This is a genomic window from Streptococcus caprae (genome assembly GCF_042649745.1).
Classification (GTDB): Bacteria; Bacillota; Bacilli; order Lactobacillales; family Streptococcaceae; genus Streptococcus; species Streptococcus caprae.
Genome location: NZ_JBHRZV010000052.1, coordinates 22,566 through 40,181, shown reverse-complemented (window position 1 = coordinate 40,181; position 17,616 = coordinate 22,566). Strand labels below are relative to the sequence as shown.

Sequence of the window (17,616 nt, the reverse complement as noted above, 5' to 3'; positions counted from 1 at the left end):
ATCGCTTAGAGGGTCATGGACAACTCTCGCTGTGCGTCTACTTGAGGTCTAGTTAGGTCTGCCATGTAGCTTCGTAAGAACTGGGAACGACTATCCAACCTGTCTTGGGCAAGAGCCAAATGAACTAAGTCTCCGAAATAATCGTCACTATCTGCATCCAGCTGGTGGCGAATCAAATCATCTAAAGTCTCCAAACTATAGGGGTCAAAGTTGCCCAATTCCCAACCATCAGACGACACCAAATAGGCAGACGACCGACCTTGGAAGACCTCTGAGATAAACTCATTCCCATCCCCTGTTCGGTAGAGGTTATCTAGTAGTCGGGTCAGGTCTTGCCTAATCACCTCACTCTGCTCATCCGCAACCAATCGCAGTTGCTCATCCAACAGATAAATGTTGTCTGTCGCCATATAGTAAGCATAGAGGTCATTCAGAAAGGTTTGACTGGTGATTTGGGTCTCCACACTCATGACTGCCTTAGTAAAGGCTGACGTATCTTGGTCCAAAAAGTGCTGCATGACCTGTCTCATCTCTTGGAATGTTGGAGTGCGACCAGATAGGATTTCTGCCAAATCAGCTACCCCATCGCCATCAGAATCAGGGCTTAAGGGATTGGTTCCTAAAGCCAGTTCCTGGGCATCTGTGAGACCGTCTCGGTCACTGTCTTGGGTGTAAAGGGTCTTAGGCATGGCTATCCTCACTTTCTAGGTCTTCCTTCTTACGGTACGCCCCATAAGCTAATCCTAACATCAGGCCGCCACCAACCAGACCAAGAAGGGAAGTCGTCTCTCCTGTTTGTGGGAGACTAGCAACTGGACCTGGTGTTTGTGGAAGAACTGGTGTTGGAATTGGAGTTCCTGGCACTTCTGATTTTGGAGTAGGAGGTGTCGGTGGGATTACCGGCTCAGGGGTAGTTGTTTTAACTGTATTAGAGGTAATGGTAACCCCATTAACAACATGGCTAAAGGTATTTTCCACTTCCCCAGCCGCAATCCGTTTCATCTGAAGGTAGACATCTGCTTGGAAGGTGGAATCGTCTGAAATGCTGGTCAGAAAAGCCTTATCAAAGGAAATAGACACTTGACCAGATGTGGTATCAACCGTTTGAAGCGTGTACTTGGTCACTTCTGTCCCCGATTTTAGGACTGTCCCATCTGCCAAGGTCACGTCCGTCATCAGGTAAGCCTGATAAACACCGTCATACTGGTCATGGGTTTCATCGTAATCATCGCTAAAGCGATAGTCAGTGAGAGCTGTCGCTCGATGAGCTGGAATGTGTGCGCCTTGAAGACGATAGGTAAAGACCTGATTAAGGGCAATCTCCTTGCCATCCAAACTCTGGTCCTTGTGAGATAGGTCGATGACCACATCCTTTTTGGGGTCTAGTTTTGGCACGTTGTTCACAACAGTATCCGTCACATAGGCTAGGCCAAAATCAATCTGATAGGCGGTATTAGTGTAGTCACCACCCGTTTTTACCAAATCTTTTTTAATGGACATGGGATTGGTCACAACCAAGGTCTGACCTGTTTTGACATAGGTGTCATAAAAGGTCTGTGGGTCATCTGCCGTAAAGACCTGAATGGCTCCTTTAGGCACAAATCCCTTACCTGCCATAGTCTCTTGAACAGCCTTTGGTGCTTCAGACAAGGACGCATAAACCTTAACCGATAAGCCCTTAACAGCCTGCCCTTGACCATCCACCATCTGAATACCGTCTAGGTTGACATCCAAGGCTTCTTCTGGGTAATCATCAACCATATAAAAACCTTTGGCAATCTGGTCTTTGGTCGCAGACATGCCCTTATAGGCACTGTAATCCATGACAATCTTGTAGTAATTGACGGTATCAGGTAAGACAGTCTTCCCATCAATGGTCACACCCTTGTCAGTGGTGTTGGATTTTTTAGGCCTAACAATCGGAATGAAGTTGGATACGTCTTCCGTCTCGTAGGCCAATCCAAAATCAACCTGATAGGCTTTATTGGTATAGGTCTGACCTGAATTGTAAAGACTGGATTTGACCGTCATCGGGTCAATAATTGTCAAGGATTGACCAGTCTTGACATAAGTGTCATAGAAAACTTGGTTATCTTTGGGACGAAAGACTTGGAAAGCACCAGTCGGACGAATCTGTTTAGCAGACAAGGCCTGCCGCAATGCTTCTGGAGCTTGGTCAAGACTTGAGTAAGTCTCAACCAAGAGGTCTGAAACAACCTTGCCTGATGTCGTTACCACTTGAACCGCTGCGGTATCAATATCTAGAGCTTCTTCGGGATAATCGTCCACAAAGTAAAACCCTTTGGCGATTGCCTCCTTGGTTGCTTCAACTCCCTTGTACTGGTCCAAATCCCAAGACAGGGTGTAGAAATTGGTTGAACCAACCAACATGGCTTGACCGTTAATATCGACCTTATCTGCGTTCAGATTTTTCTTGACAGGCTCAGGGGTCACTAAGGTATTGGTCACTTCCTTAGTCGCATACCCATTGCCAAAATCAATCTGATAGGCTTTGTTGGTGTAGGAAAGTTGCTTACCGGTCAGGTCCGCTCGCACGGTCATCGGACTGGTCACTAAAAGGCTTGTCCCAGTCTTAACATAAGTGTCATAAAAGGCTTGATTGTCTTCTGGAACAATGACTTGAAAAGCTCCTTTAGGGCTAATCTTAGCCGTTGCCAGTTGGTGTCTAAGCTTTTCTGGCGCTTCTGACAAGTTCTTGTAAGTCGTCGCCACAAAACCAGATAAGGCTTTTCCGTCTAGGCTTGTGACGATGACTGCTTTATCATCGGTCATCACAGCTTCTTCTGGATAGTCATCTAGGAGGAAAAAGCCCTTGGCAACGGTCTCCTTGGATGACTGGTCGCCCTTATACTGGTCTAAATCCCAAGTCAAGGTATAGTGATTGGTTGAACCAACCAAGACCACTGTATCATTGATAACAACGCCATCGCTGTTTTTGTTGGTCTTATTCGGTGTAATCAAGGTCGTTGTGGTCTCATCACCTGGTGTCCGAACGGTCACAGGGTTTGAGGTGACGGTGTAGGCAGTTGGTGTTCCCTGATTGATGATGAGCTTGTAAGTGTTAGTGTAAGTCGCACCATCATTGACCACTGTACCGTACAAAACAGGAGCTGTCAGATGGTAGCTCTTCGCTAAGTCCTTATTGACTTCAGACAGGAGACTGTCTTTAGCTGTCAAGCGAACCAGGTGCTTAGAACTATCATAAGCAAGGTCATAAGCTGTGTTCTGTTCTTTGGTTGTCGGTTCATTCAGGACATAACCTGCGGGTAGGTAATCCTCAAAGATGAGGCTACTTGTCGCCACACGATTTGGGGACAGATCCCCCACTTCTAAAGGATAGTTGACAGAGGAAGCCTTTGCGACCTGAGTCTTGTCAATGGACAAACGGTCACTATTTTCCACGTCCTTATGGATACCTGGCTGAGTAGCTAGACGATAACCATGAACCTGAACGCTTGGAACAGTTGGTGGCGTAGGGATTTTTTCATAGACGGGTGTGGTTGGGAGGGCTACTGTCACAAGTGCCAAACTCGGCTCATCAATAGGGGTAGTCGGTTTTGGCGTAAAAGTTACCAGAGGTTCTGGTGTAAAGGTCTTTGGCGTATAGACAGACGGGGTATAGGTTAAGGGGTCTGGAACAGGGTCAAGGTTGGGCTTGACCAAAGGTTTTGGGGTATAGGGTCTAACCGTCCGTGCCACAGGCAGGGTATTAAGGGCAAACCAATAGGTCTTACCTCCGACCTGAGTGGGCATATCCCCTTGGCCAAAGGTCACTCGGTAGGTGTTACCAGAAGTCACTGTTGAGACAATAGCCCCTTTATAAGCATAGCGACTGGATGTCGTGTCCCACTCTTCAGGTGTACCAATCTCATGGGCTCGGTTAGACCCAAGCGACCGTGCTAGACCTTCATCCGTGACCTGAACAGTTGACCCATTGATAGGGACAAATTTACCCGATGAATCTTTAACATACTCTAAGCCGATGTTGTTGTGATTGAGTGACGAATGGGTGAATACTCCTGGCTGCTCTTTAGAAAAGGTCACTTGACTGCCATCAGATAAGGTGTACCTAGCCTCCACACGAAATTCCATCTTGTCATTTCGCCAGTCGCCCGTCCCGTCTCCACGATAGGCAATAAAGCCTTCTGTCGGGTCATTAGGAACAACCAGCGTCACGCTATTGGTGCCTGCAGGCGAAACAAGGTTGGTGATGTCATAAGTCACACCTGTAATCTTCTTGCCCGCAAAACTAGCGTTTTGAAGGTTTGAGTAGTTAAATCGCAAGGTCTCCCCTGTCCGAAATTGGTCATAGACAAAGAAGCCAGTCGAATCAAGGATATTACTATAACCACCCAGCATAGCGTCACCCTTACTTAAAATACGGTCAGGAGTGCGAGTCGCTGCTCCGTGCTGGGCTTGGGGTTCCCCACGATTGAGGTCAAGAGCCTGGGCAAGGGCTTCTGAAATGTAGCCCTCTTCACCCTTTTGAATTTCAGCCAGTTCCCTGTCGTAGCGAGATTTTTCAGAAGCATTGTAGGCTTCATTGGCCTTGTTGGTCGCATCGGCTTCTGCCTGTTTCTGGGCATTACGTTTTTTGATGGCTTCAATCTCTGCCTGACGGTTGGTCACTTGGGTTTGCTTGTCCTTATTGGCCTGGTCCACCGCTGCTTGACCACGGCGATTCTCCTCGTCAATGGCGGCCTGACCTGCCTGATTTCGCTGAGTAATGACTTCATTGTCTTTCTTTGCCTTGGCTAGACCAGCTGCATTTTCAGCTTCAATCTGCTTATTTTTAGCCGTTTGAGCGTCTGCTTCCGTTTTTTTAGTCACATAGGTGTCAATAGCAGCTTGGTTCTGCTCACTAACCCCTTGGACCAGTTTGGCATAACCCTCATAGGCTTCAGGAGATGTGCCATCGCCTGATGTGATGGTTTTATCCGTCACCCTTACCTTGGCATTAGGAAAACGATTGGTCAAGTCAGAAACGGTGGTATTAACATTGTTTTCAAGATTTTTCGCCGCGTCTTCTGCCTCTTTATGGCTGGCTTTCAGGATCGCATTCTCTCCTTCAATCCGTGCGACTTCCGCCGCGTGTTCAGCCTTATCGGATTGGTACTGGGCTGTCACTTGGTCAAGCTCGGATACCTGCTTATCTATATCTGATTTAGCTGTATCAAGGGATTGGTTGGTTTCTTCGGCTGTCTGGGTAGTCCCAAGATCCATGTCTTGACCTGGTGTAATCATCACCCCTTCAGCCTTGGCTTCATCAACTGCCTGCTTTAGTGGTGTCTCATCAATAGTCACAGGCATGGTTCCTTGGGATTTCCCTGTTTCCGAAAGGCTAGTGTTATGCTCCACTGTCTCAGTAGGCTGGGCTTCAGGAAGGTTGGTCGCTGGATTATCCGTCAGAATAATGGAAGTTTCAACTGGTGTCGTAGCCAATTCATCAGCCTTAGCGACACCGCCACCTAAAGCTAGCACCGCCGTTGCGACCGTTCCTAGCGCAACCGAACACAGGGTACGGTATTTCTTGCTTTTACGAAAGACATGTTTCTCACCCTTTTCTTGGGTAATAATGGGTTTCACTTGAATGGGTAGGGTCATGGGACACTCCTTTATGGTAATATTTATCGATTGCCAGAAATACTGACTAATCTTGCCCCATCATACCAGGAAGGAGTTGCATATTTTATCACGGCAAAAAACCACCCACAATTGTGGATGGCAGTATTGTTATGTCACATAAAGGAAAAATTATTTTGTGAGGAAGTCTTGCAGGATATCAAAAACCTCATTTTTTGAAAGTTCAATATCTGAATTTTGAGGAATTGATTCAATATTTAAGGATAACAATGATAGGAATTGCAACATATCCTGTTGAACCTTTTCCCTGACATTCAAACCTGACAATGTGTCTTCTTGACGAAGTAAACCAGCTAAACGAGTAACATCATTCAAGTGTTTCTTAATTTTCTTAGTTAGCCCTTGTTCACCATTCTTAGCACGTTCACTCATATCAAGCCAGGCCTTTGCCTTAAATACAATCAGCCCTTTTGTACTCAATACAGAGTAATCATTCACTACTTCTCTCTCATTTACTAGCAATTGATAATAGTCCTCGTCTAAAAGCAAGGCAGATAAACTTGCATCCTCATCAAAATGTACCGGTGTTTCTCGACTAACCTTTTTCAATGGGTATTCAGGTAGAATACTGAATAATTCGAGCATTTCTGGAAATCCAGGCTTAGTTGTTGTAAAACGAAAAAGTTGGGCTCTATTGTCCTTCTGACTACCCACATACTCACCCTGTTCCAAAAAAGAGGTCAAGGTATTATAAAAATCCCTATTTTTTAATTCATCAATGATGACCATGTCGTAATCTTTTGTCGTCCGACTTTCAAATCCATTGGCATCTAATACAATAGAAGTTGCGGTTCCACCAATTAAGACATAATTATCTTTATAATCTTGAAACATCTCTTTAAAAATAGGTTTAAAATTAGCTGGCATATTATTCTCCTAATAGGGTTAAAATTTTCTCTTCTAGTCTTTCAATGTCTTCTTCGATACGTGGATCTTCATTAGTTTTTAGAATTAAATACAATGAAAGAGGATCAACTATCGTCATATTTACCGATTCAGACCAACCATTTTTCTGATAATCAAAAGGGATTGGTTCATAATACCAAATTTCTAAGCGATGTCCCTGAAGGATATGTTGCTGAAGCTCCTTTTTAATGCCTCTATACTGTTTCTTAGAAATAGCATAGCTTCCATAATCTTCTGTATCCGCAAGCATACCCAGAATTGATAATGCTTGTAGATTTGTAATTGTTAGGGCGACCTTGTTTTTCAATTGCTGACAATCCTGATCACTAATTGTTACAACCTCTTTAATAGGATTATCCAACAATTTTTTAGCTTCCTCAAATATCATCCGTTTTGATTTTGCCAAATGATAGGACTTTTGCTTGTTGACCAACCATTGACGCTCTTTAAACCCTCTAAAATAACGATATAAACTAGGCCTAGAAAGTCCTGTCAACTGGCAAATCTTATCCATATCAATAACGAAAGTTTTAGTATGTAGCAACAAGGTAATTAACAATTTTTGTTCAATCGGTGATAGAACACTGCTAGTCTGAATGATGTTAGGTTCTTTAGAAAATAAAAATCCTAATTGTGGTATAAAAGCATTTTCTTGATAATCAAGATAGGCTGCCCCAACCTGTAATAATTTTTTCTTTTGATCATCAGATAATTTATTAAAAACTAGAATGACATCGTCACCAACCTGATTTCTAATCACCTGAGCGTGCTTTACAAAACTATCTAAGCTACCAGTCCTTCTCTCTTTGAGTAAAAGGAAGGATTTTCCTTGCACCTCTAACATCGAATAGTCATAACGCTTTTGGAAAACGATAGGCAGATTTAGCCTTATTGGCTGTATTTGAGCGTCAAAGTGAAACGCTCTAATAATAGTTTTGATTTTATCCGTATTCATGTCTACTCCGTTTTATCATTATAATTGTATTTTATCAAACACAATTATAAAATTCAAGTTTTTTGATAAAATAAAGAATATGCTAACAACACTCATTTTTGTTAGCATATTCTTTTTATTTCATCGTATAGGCAAAACTCATGGCCGCGTCTGGTCCGCTGATTTTTCGGAAGGTGTAGTTTGGATTGCCATTGACATTGGTCTCTGAGATGAGAAACGACCCATCTGGGTAAACTTTCTCGACAAAAGCCACATGCCCGTAAGGAATAGGTGTGCCGTGACTGCCACCCGCAAAGGAGATAATAGCCCCTGCTTGAGGCATTGAACCCGTCTCACCTCCTAAAGCTGATGCAGAACCCACCCAATCCTGACCATTCCCCATGACACTTGTGATGGGGATTTTCTCACCATTTCGCCCTTTGAGCTTGAGACCCAATTGGTTGATACGTGCCGCAACTCCCCAAGTACATTGGCCGTAGGCATAGCCCATCCCGTCACCACCTCCAGGGATAGAATTGTCAAAGAGGTCTCCTCTAACGGCTTCTAGGGCAGCTGGATCACTCTGAGCGGTGCCTCCATTTGGTTGACTAAAACCTTTTTCAATCTGATAGTACCACTCGGCAGCTCTGGTTTGACGTTCCAAGAGCTTATCACCACTATTGCCCTCCCAATAGGTCAGGAAGACCTGGGCTAGACTGGCTGGACTGCCCGTATTCTGGAAGAAATCTTTGAGCCAGTTGGTGTAGTAGGGGTTGTCTCCCTCAAGCATAAAGTCCAACTGAAGCTCTAAATCATACCAGGGCTTCCCTCTTCTTTTGGCATACTCCAGAAGTAAGGTGTGGCGACGTGACCCGTCTGCGGTGTCCGTCCATTGACCTAGACCAAGGCCTCGACGAAGAATATTGGGATAGCTACCGTTGTAGATGGCAGGACCACCCATAGACAGCCAGTTAGGGTCGTCCCAGGAGCTATCGCTTGCCCCAACAGGTGGGCTAAGATAATCCCCTTCTGCCCGTTTGGGATTGATAGCTGATTCAACCGACCAGTTGCCTAAGATGCCTGCAATAGCCTGATTGGTCGCTCCTTTGGACTTGAGGTAGGTGTAAATGGCCTTGGCTCGCTCAAATTCAGCTCCTCCAAATTGTCCGATATTGGGTAAGATAGTGGTCTGGACTTGAACCACCTTGGGAAAGTAAAAAGCAGGATTGACCATCACCAACTTCTTTTGGTCTGGGTCATACTTCTCATAGGACACTTTAAGACCTGTGTTAGTCTTGGTCTGACCAATTCTATCACCCGCAACAACTCTTTGCCCCTCAACCAAGCGACCGGTGTGAATGCCATACAAACGCAAAGAAACTGAACTAACCTTTTTACCAGCGGTAATAACGACATCATCACCATCCAGATGAATCGTCCCATCAAGAGGAGCGAGAACCGCTTGATTTTCCTTTGCTTCAAGGATAATAAACTCTTGCATAGTGGGCTTACCGTCCAAATGGTAGTAACCATAGCGATAGGTCACGGGCAAAACATCATCATCTGTCTTGCCCTCAAAAGGGTTCTCAAGTTCCTGCATACTGGCATAGACACCTTCCTCCGACAGTTCTTTGAGGTCATCTTGTTCCTCTTTGGACAATTGATAAGGCGGCTTATCATAGAGGTCGGACATGGTCTTGAGACTACTACTACCATTTAAGTCCTGCCAGAGGGTGGACAGATAATCCTTATAAGTGCTTGACGGTGGCAAGACACTTATCCTATCTTCTAAGGCATAATCCTGAAACTGGCTATTCATATAAGCCATGACCTCATCAATCTTGGTGTAGTAGGTAATCCCCTTTTCGCTGGTTCGGGTCTGTTCCGCATCCTCCCAAGTCATATGAGTATAGGCTTTGGTTAATTCAAACTCATCTTGTTGGATAAGGTTTTGACTGGCAAAACCCAAGAAGAATGCCATCATAAGCAATAAAAACAACAAGAAACCTGAAACAATCTAAGTGACAGGATTGCCCACCAAGGCCATAAAAGCCTGCTTGAAACTAGAGATGAGGCTTTGAATAATCTTCCCAACTTGTCTGGTCTGGTGTGCTCGTCTGGCGACTTGCCGTTTGAGGCGTTGAGTAAATTGGTCCTCCCTTCTGTTCAGACGAAATCCCTTACCTGCTTGCCAGTTTTGGTAACGTTCTTTGGTATTTCTAGCCCGTCTGACCATAAACCGTGTACTGGCTTGTGAGAGCTTGACCGTTGCTTTGCCTGTCTCAATGCCTGCTTTCGTATAGCGTGCCACCTGATAAGTGGTATCCACTATCTCCCTAGCCCCTGATAAGTCGTCCTCTTGACTGGCTAGATAGAGGGCTTCTCGCCCAATCAGTTTACTTGCACGTTTGACCTTGTTCGTGGGTGACTTGTGCTTGGTGGCTGTCTTAACCTGTTTCAGCTCTCGTTTGCTTTGAGAGACTTCCTGTTCAGCCTGCAAACGCTCAATAGACTTGGCTTGGTAGAAAAAACGAGAGCGTTTGGCATCATCTACTTGGACAGATGCTTTTTTCTTATCCTTAGCCTTTTCTTCCTCCTTGACGTTTTTCAAGTGTTGTCTGGCCTGCTTGTGTCTGGCCTTAGCCTTGGGTAAACGATGATGCTTTAATTCTCGATGGGATAGGTCATAAGGATTGGCGGAGGATAAAAGGCTATCAAACCGCTTGTCTTCCTCTTCTTTGAGGTCGTCAAACTCTTTCTTAGCACTAGAGAGCGTTTCCTGATAAGCCACTTGTGCTGGAGAGTTAGACGACACCAGACGATGAAAGAGAGAGCCTCGTCTACCTGACTGAGAAATCAAGTTTTGCCTTGCTTCCTGTCGTTTGAGACGATAAGTCCGTCTACCCTGTCTGAGATTGGTTTTCCTGGTGAGACGTGCTCGCTTCAGTTCTTTCTTGGTGACAGCCATCCTAATCGTCCTCCCTTGTTACCTGAACCATCTTATCTGGGTCCGTGCTCATCAGGTCAAAGAGTTGGGTATCGGCAGGAATCCGGTTCTTGAAAGGCACAACCGTGTGACCAGCCTTAATAAGACCAGCTCCACGCTCGGGATTGACCAAGTATTTCTCCAACTCCTTAGACAAACCAAGCAGATGAACTAATTCTTCTCGGTCATTTTTGGCCTGTTTGAGCAGAATCATAAACTCACTATTGGCTAAAATTCGCCTCCCGTTGGCATCCATCAGGAGGGTTTCCACATTTTGGGTAATACCTGTTGGGATGGCCCCGTACTTTCGCACCCGGCTCCAGAGCTTGAAAAAGAAATTACTGGCGTATTCATCCAATAACAAGAGCTGCATCTCGTCAAAGTAAATCCAAGTGGTCTTCCCCAGTTGTTGGTTTCTGACCACCCGATTCCAGATTTGTTCAAAGACTACCATGAGGGCAATGGGTTTGAGGGCTTCTCCTAGTTTTTTAACATTATAAATCACAAAGGACTTATCCGTCGTCACGTTGGTTCGGTGGGCAAACATATCCAGAGACCCCTTAACATAAAGTTCCATGTCAAGAGCCAGATTACCTGCTTCTGGTTCAGGTTGCTTGGATAAGACAAATACCCATTCTTCCAAGGTTGGCTCTAGGAAATGTTGGTAGGTCAGCCGCGTCACTCGGTCAATAATCGACTTCTCTCGGCCATCCATCTGGCGGTCTAAGAGCTTCCCAATCCAAGACAAGAGGAACTCTGATTTGAGCTTGACAGGGTCTTCATCAAAGCCATGACTAGATAAGTCTAAGACATTCAGAAAGGTCTGGCTATCTGGGGCAATAATGATGCTTTCCCCATCAAAGGCTTGACCAATCAAGCCATACTCATTTTCTGGGTCAACCACGATAATATCTGTCTTGTCATCGACTTCTTTGAGCCTAGTGGTGGTGATTTCATGCTTGGTTCCCATGCCCTTACCAGCCCCCGATGTCCCTAGGATAAGACCAGACGGGGTATTGAGTGCCTTGCGGTCGATGGTGATGATGTTGTTTGAAATCTGGTTAATGCCATAGTATTTTCCACCCTTGTCCTGTAAATCCACCGAAGTCCACGGGGATTGGACAGCGATATTGGAGGTCAAGAGGCTGCGAGAAATGCCTTGAAGAAAGTTTTTCCCAAGAGGGAGAAGGCTATTAAAGGCGGCTTCCTGCATATAGGGCAAGGGTTCAATAATCAAGTCGTGAGAGCCAGCAACCTGTCGCATATCATTCAGAGCTTCTTTGAGGGCTTCTGGGCTATCTTCTAACAGTCCAATCAGAAAGACCGTCTCAAAGAGTTTATCCCCTGTCTTGGTCATGGTGCTGAGGAGGTCATCCGCTTCATCAATAGTGGTTTCTAGAACATGACTAGCCTTTTCCAAGTAGATACCTGAACGAGCCATCTTTTGTTGCTCACCGATTTTCTGGGATTCCATCAAGGTCTTCTTGGTTCTGACCTTGGCCATAGCCTCCGACTTTTGCGACCCCTTGGCATGAAAGCTGATGATGAGTTCCCTATCTGTCTGCATGAGGTCACGGATAAAACCATCCCCTAACTCTGTCCCATAGTCCCTGACATAGACCACCTGTAAATAACGGTCGTCAATAGCCAGATAGTCCTTGTGCTTAAAGGACATGCTTTGTGGCGCAATGAAATGCTTGGTCGTTAGACCTGATAGAGCCAAATCCTTATAGCTAAACGGTAAATGATTGTCTCCTCGAAGCATATCCGCAAGGTAATTGACCCTAGCTTCTCCCTCTAGGAGATGGAAGGTACAGTCAATTTCAGCCAAACCATTTTTGACGTACTCACCAACTTGGGATAAGGAGCGATGAGCTTGTTTGGTTGAGGTATCCGTCCGCCCAAAGGTTATCAATTTGATAGTGTTAAAATTGTTTTCACCATTGTCCAAATTCTGGTTCATCATCTGGTTCAGTTCCTCACGGAAATGGTTGTAGCCATCATCATGTAGGGGATAAAGCACACTTGAACGGAACTTATCTAGGTTGACCCGTTGATTAAAGAGGGTCAGCTGGAAATGGGTGCGGTCATCTAAGGCGTTAATCATGTCCGAATACTTGTCCACAATCAGCGCTCGCTCCTCAAGCCCAACGGTCTGGTAATTGACATCACCCAAAAGATAGCTTTGGGAATAATAGTCAGGGGTGACTTGCATGAGGCCATTCTCAAACAATCCTTGATAAGCGATAGTGTTGACGGTTGTTGGTTGAAGTTCTTGACGAAGCTCTTTTTGTCGCTTCTTATCAGTCGCAGATAGCTTGGATGTCGTTGATGGTTTTAGTAGGTTTCGCATGGGTATTTTCCTTTCCAGTTAGGGTACGTACAGGGACAGTAAGGGCAAACCGTAGGCGGTAATGCAGGTAGTATTCAAAGGCTAGGTTGTTGGGGCGATAGACCCCAAACAGCAGAAGAGGGAGGGTGAAACTCCCCGTAAAGCCATAGACAAACCAGTCCCCAAACTGCCAAAAAAAGAGATTGAGTCCTAGGACTAGAATGGTTATCGCTAAAGCTGGCAAGACAAAAATGACCTGCCGTGTGGTAAATCCTAACCAAGCTCGGTGCTGGTATTTTGAAATGTCCTTAAAGACACGGGTATTCATTCAATAATCCTCCATAACTAAGATATGATTGACAAAAACGGAGCAGACCCTCTACTCCGTTATCGTGTTAAGCTGGAACAAGGTCGTCCTACATCCCTAAAATACTTCTGGCTGTGCGTTGAGAGCCAACAAGGGCAATGATAAGCAGAATGGCTTGGACAAGACTCCCAAACATGATGACGAGAGCCTCACCAGCTCCTGCTCCGTTTGCGACCGCAATTTTTCCAGCCGATTCAAAGAGCGGTATGAGGGATACAATCAAGAAGATGAGAATACCCTGAACACCATAGACCATAATATTTTTCAGGTAGCCAATGCCTACCCCACGCCACTCATCACTCAAAAAAGTTGGGAGAGTGATTGGGGCAAAGGGAAGCATGAGATAGAGCTGAATAAAACGAATGGTCACCATGAGATTAACCATAGCGGCACTAGCCATTCTAACCAGCCAAATCAAGAGGGCAAAAAAGGCAATAATCATTTTCCCGACGATACTAGACCCTTTTAGACCTGATAGGGTGTCATAAGTTTGACCACCTTGGGTAACTACGCCTGCAATTCGGGAGAGGGCATGGCCAGCTAAGCCCAAAATGGCTTCCACAATCACCGTGGTATTAGCCATGACCACTCCGACCATGATAAAACTGACCACCATTGGGGCAATGGCCTCAATGGTCATAGCGCCACCAGACCCTGCAATCTTCTTGGCTAATTTTGAAAACTCCAAGATTAAGATAAGGGCTAAGATAGCTACGCCAATCGGACGCATGACCTGATCGGTGACGGCTGTCATGTAGGACCAGACGGTTGGATTGTAGTCTGATAGGGATTTGACCAAATCAGCAGTCGATTCTAAATCCAGCGAGAAGCCCTCAAAGAGGTTATCTGAGGAGACTTTTTCTGAGACCAGAAAAACTAGCTGAGGGAATAAGTTATTCATCACATTGCTGGTCCCCTTCTTAAATGGTAATCTGGGTCACAAAGGCCCCAGCAGCTCCGACCATCACCCCACCGACAATTTCTAAGATGGCATTACGGACACCTGGTCCACCGTCTTTGATGTTGGTCGCTAGGTTAATGACCCCAATCACGACAAGAAAGGCTCCTGTCGCCACCAGCCCTTTTTGAAGCAGGGACATGGCTTGGGCAAACATGGAGCTGGCATCAACTCCATAGGTTAGGTTTGGTAGTTTTTGTATCATCTGTTTTCCTCATTTCTGTTTTAGTGTTGCGGTAAAGCGAGGGTCTTGACTCAGGTTTCGCACTCGGTGCCCCCTTAAATCAAGCGGTGGTTCTCCTGTCAAGGAAAGGTCTGGCTCCCACCACCAGTCGTCCCCTTCCTCATCTGCCAAATACTGCCAGTTGGGGTGCTTAAAGGGGTCATACTTCTTGGCATAGAAGGCAGGGGTATTGGCAATTCTAACCAAGCAATCCCCTCGATCCATGTTGCCAACTTCGTCTGGTGTCATCAGGTCACGGGCAATCTTTTGATGACTAAGAGAACCAGACCCTGTTTGGGCAAAGGACCGACTGGTGTTTCTGACATCAATGGTTTGTTTCCCTAAGAGAGCCGACATAAACTTAAAGGTCTCCTCATCATTCCCACCCAGATAAAGTAGGCTGTCACAGTTACCCAAGATGGTCTTCCAGGCATCTTTTTCTTTGTAGAGGCCTTGGAGCTGGGCAATGTTTTGTAGGATAGGGACAAGGCTAATATTTCGGGAGCGAACGGTTGAGGTCAATTCCGCAAAGTCTGGAATTTCGCCGACGTTCGCAAACTCGTCCAGATAAGCCCGCACGTGAATAGGAAGCTTTCCCTTAAAGTCCACATCAGCCTGTCTAGTCAAGGTGGAAAAGACCGTTGAGAAAAAGAGGGCTGACAAGAAGCGAAAGGTAGAATCATTGTCTGGAATAACTAAGTAGACCATCGTTTTTTGGTTCCCCCAACTTTTGATGTCCATAGTATCAGTTTTTGTCAAATCAATGACCGACTGGATATTAAAGAGGGCAAATTTAGCAGTTGTGACTGCAATAACTGAATCCAAGGTCTTGTCCTTGTAGTTTTGAAAATCAGCCCAGTTTCGCATGGTGAAGTTTTCTGTGCTATAAGTCTTGGCATACCGCTCAAACATGACCTCTAGGACACTCTTCTCAGCCCCGTCCGCCTTATGAAGGAGTTTAATCAACTTGGAAATTTCCGCAAAAGACGGGTACCGTCCCCTCTTACGACGATCTTCCAAGTCTTGTTTCTCCTTGGTATAAAGAGCTTGCCTCTCTTTCTTGGACAGGCGAGACTCTTCAATTAACTGTGCTCTGGTCTTGGGTGGGTTGTAAAAATCAACCAGGTAAGAAGCGATGGCACGAACCAAGGTCATCGACGCCTCGTCCCAAAAGGGATCACTGCGTGACCCATTCCCCTTGGTATTATTGAAATACACCGTCAGCATACGGTTCAAATCATTCTCCGTTTCCACATAGCGAAAGGGATTGAAGCCATTGCTGGTCATCATAGACACCAAGTCTAAAATCTTTATCTGGTAGCCTGCTTTCAGGAAGAACTTTCCTGTTTTTTGGGGCAGATGGTCCTTGGGGTCAACCACAATATTGGAACAGTTGGCCTGAATCAGATTGGGTTTGACAAAGCGAAAGGTCTTGCCTGCACCTGACCCACCGATGACAACCAAGTTTTTATTGCGGTCAAACTTAGGTCTCTTCTTCTCCAGAAGAGTAAGCCGAACGGTCTTAGCTAGTATGGTATCCAAAAAGGGATTTTTACTGGCAAAGGCCTGACTTTCCTGTCTTGTCCCAAAGCGAGCAGACCCGTATTCCTGCCCTTCTCGGTAGACCTTGGCTCCTGAAGTCGTGTAAAGGTAAGCCAAACCCATTGCCCCAAGACCAGCCAAAAACCAAAGGCTCGAACCAAGGGTAAAGTCAAAGACCCAAGGCTTAGCCGCTATCTCATCCTGGCCATTCATCAAGAGGTAGGTCCACCTATCAAGAACTGGCAGATGATTCAGTTCATCATAGAGGAGGCTTAAGCGATGGCAGACATAGCCAAGTGACAGACCCATCATGATGAAGACAAGTGGTTTTGCTTTAGACATCACAGCACCATCTCTTTCGTTTTCACACTAGACTCCTCACTCAGAACAATATCTTCCTTGGCCAAAGCAATTTCCTCATCTAGTGTCTTGTCCGTCACCAAGCCCTTGAGCTTGTCTGCGTCATTGACCAACTCTTTGAGGAGGGTGTCTAGGTGGGTATCCAGCAAGGATCTATCCTTGGTGTAAAAATAGAGGTAGTTGTCTTGAAAAGAGATGGCAAGAGGCAAGTTTTTCCTTATCAGCACCTCTTTTAATTTCTCGACGTCCACGGGCTTATCTAAGAGTTCCGTTTTCAAGTCAATGCCATCAATGGCAAACGGGGTCTTGACCAAGTCTGCCAAGGTTTGAAGGCCAATTTTATAGGCTGTTTCTTGATGAAGGCCTCGTTTCACAGACCAGTCCAGAATCTTAAGCAAGGTTCTCAGCGTTAAGAGACTACTTCGCTCTAAATACTGAAAGGCTTGGCGTTCCTGTTGTTCACTCGACATAGCTGCTCCTTCCGTTGTGGGATAGGCTTATCTTAAACCAGTCCCCTCGCCTTTTTTATCACAGAAAAGTAGTTAGTAGCACCAAGCCATTCCACACCAGATGGAGACCTGTCGCCCCTACCAGATCCGTCTTTTGTCGCATAGCCCCTAGACCCAAACCTAAACTCCCATAGACCACCCAGCTCCCTAAGCTATCCGGTTGATGAGCCAAGGCAAAGACTAGGCTTGTGACCAGTAAGGCTTGATAAGGCTTTGGAAAGAGTGACCAAAGGTAGCCACGGTAAACCAACTCTTCAACCAGACTGGCATTGGTTAGAAAGAGGATAAAAACCATCAAAGGGAGTTGGCTTTGAACAGGAATAAGGCTCGTTTGATTGGTGGAAGTGACCGGCCATAGAATCCCGACAAGAACTGACATCAGAAACATAGAGCCTAGACAAGTCACCAACCAAACAAACCGAACTTGAACAGATATAGACCGTAGAAACTTCTTTAAGAGCCAGACCAGACTGGCCAAGTAAAGGAGCTGAAGGACAAGGATTTCCCACAATGATAACTGGTCTCCTAAGTATAGAGATACTAAAATAGTATTCACATACTGGTAGAGATAGAGACCAAAAATGTTCCAAATTCTAGCGTCTAAATAGGTCTTCATAGTCCACCTCCAAGACCAGCACCATTTTTTCCACCCACTTGGTCTGAGGCATTTGACAGGTGGACTTGTAGTGCCTGATTTTCTGATAGAGCCGATTGAACTCGCTGGGGTACTGATAACTCCCCGCAAACATCTGCCGTGTCAACTCAGCCCAGCTCATCTCTTTTTCTGCCAACAAGAGGGCAAGGTTTTCCCAAAATAATTCTGCCATAGCCCCTC

The 17,616-nt window shown here is 45.5% G+C and carries 10 protein-coding genes and 3 pseudogenes; all 13 read right to left on the bottom strand.

The features are described from left to right. Window positions 1-542: 542 nt before the first annotated feature. Window positions 543-689, bottom strand: a pseudogene (locus ACFORF_RS09595) (calcium-binding protein); the annotation flags it as partial. Further along, a complete protein-coding gene (locus tag ACFORF_RS09590) occupies window positions 682-5,625 on the bottom strand; it encodes an SspB-related isopeptide-forming adhesin (RefSeq protein ID WP_380427690.1) in 4,944 nt (1,647 codons plus the stop codon). The gene ACFORF_RS09590 and the pseudogene ACFORF_RS09595, both read right to left, overlap by 8 nt. A gap of 441 nt (window positions 5,626-6,066) precedes the next feature. Beyond that, window positions 6,067-6,531: pseudogene (locus ACFORF_RS09585) on the bottom strand (hypothetical protein); the annotation flags it as partial. Between the two features lies 1 nt (window position 6,532). Further along, window positions 6,533-7,525, bottom strand: coding sequence for a hypothetical protein (locus ACFORF_RS09580; RefSeq protein WP_380427688.1), 993 nt, complete (start codon window positions 7,523-7,525; stop codon window positions 6,533-6,535). A 115-nt stretch (window positions 7,526-7,640) separates the two neighbouring features. Further along, window positions 7,641-10,472: pseudogene (locus tag ACFORF_RS09575) on the bottom strand (phage tail tip lysozyme). A gap of 1 nt (window position 10,473) precedes the next feature. Beyond that, entirely contained in the window at window positions 10,474-12,843 is a 2,370-nt protein-coding gene (locus tag ACFORF_RS09570) for a VirB4-like conjugal transfer ATPase, CD1110 family (protein WP_380427687.1), read from the bottom strand. After that, a complete protein-coding gene (locus ACFORF_RS09565) occupies window positions 12,794-13,150 on the bottom strand; it encodes a PrgI family protein (RefSeq protein WP_380427685.1) in 357 nt (118 codons plus the stop codon). Before ACFORF_RS09565 ends, ACFORF_RS09570 begins: the two co-directional genes overlap by 50 nt. Window positions 13,151-13,238: 88 nt before the next feature. Continuing rightward, entirely contained in the window at window positions 13,239-14,090 is an 852-nt protein-coding gene (locus ACFORF_RS09560) for a conjugal transfer protein TrbL (RefSeq protein ID WP_380427990.1), read from the bottom strand. Between the two features lie 19 nt (window positions 14,091-14,109). After that, entirely contained in the window at window positions 14,110-14,352 is a 243-nt protein-coding gene (locus ACFORF_RS09555) for a hypothetical protein (protein ID WP_029175065.1), read from the bottom strand. A gap of 9 nt (window positions 14,353-14,361) precedes the next feature. Then, complete coding sequence (locus tag ACFORF_RS09550; protein WP_380427683.1) at window positions 14,362-16,257, bottom strand: VirD4-like conjugal transfer protein, CD1115 family; 1,896 nt, start codon at window positions 16,255-16,257, stop codon at window positions 14,362-14,364. Beyond that, a complete protein-coding gene (locus ACFORF_RS09545; RefSeq protein WP_380427681.1) occupies window positions 16,254-16,742 on the bottom strand; it encodes a hypothetical protein in 489 nt (162 codons plus the stop codon). The genes ACFORF_RS09550 and ACFORF_RS09545 overlap by 4 nt, the downstream gene beginning before the upstream one ends. A 58-nt stretch (window positions 16,743-16,800) precedes the next feature. Further along, a complete protein-coding gene (locus ACFORF_RS09540; protein WP_380427679.1) occupies window positions 16,801-17,397 on the bottom strand; it encodes a CPBP family intramembrane glutamic endopeptidase in 597 nt (198 codons plus the stop codon). Further along, a complete protein-coding gene (locus ACFORF_RS09535) occupies window positions 17,375-17,608 on the bottom strand; it encodes a hypothetical protein (protein WP_043026288.1) in 234 nt (77 codons plus the stop codon). The genes ACFORF_RS09540 and ACFORF_RS09535 overlap by 23 nt, the downstream gene beginning before the upstream one ends. Window positions 17,609-17,616: the final 8 nt, after the last annotated feature.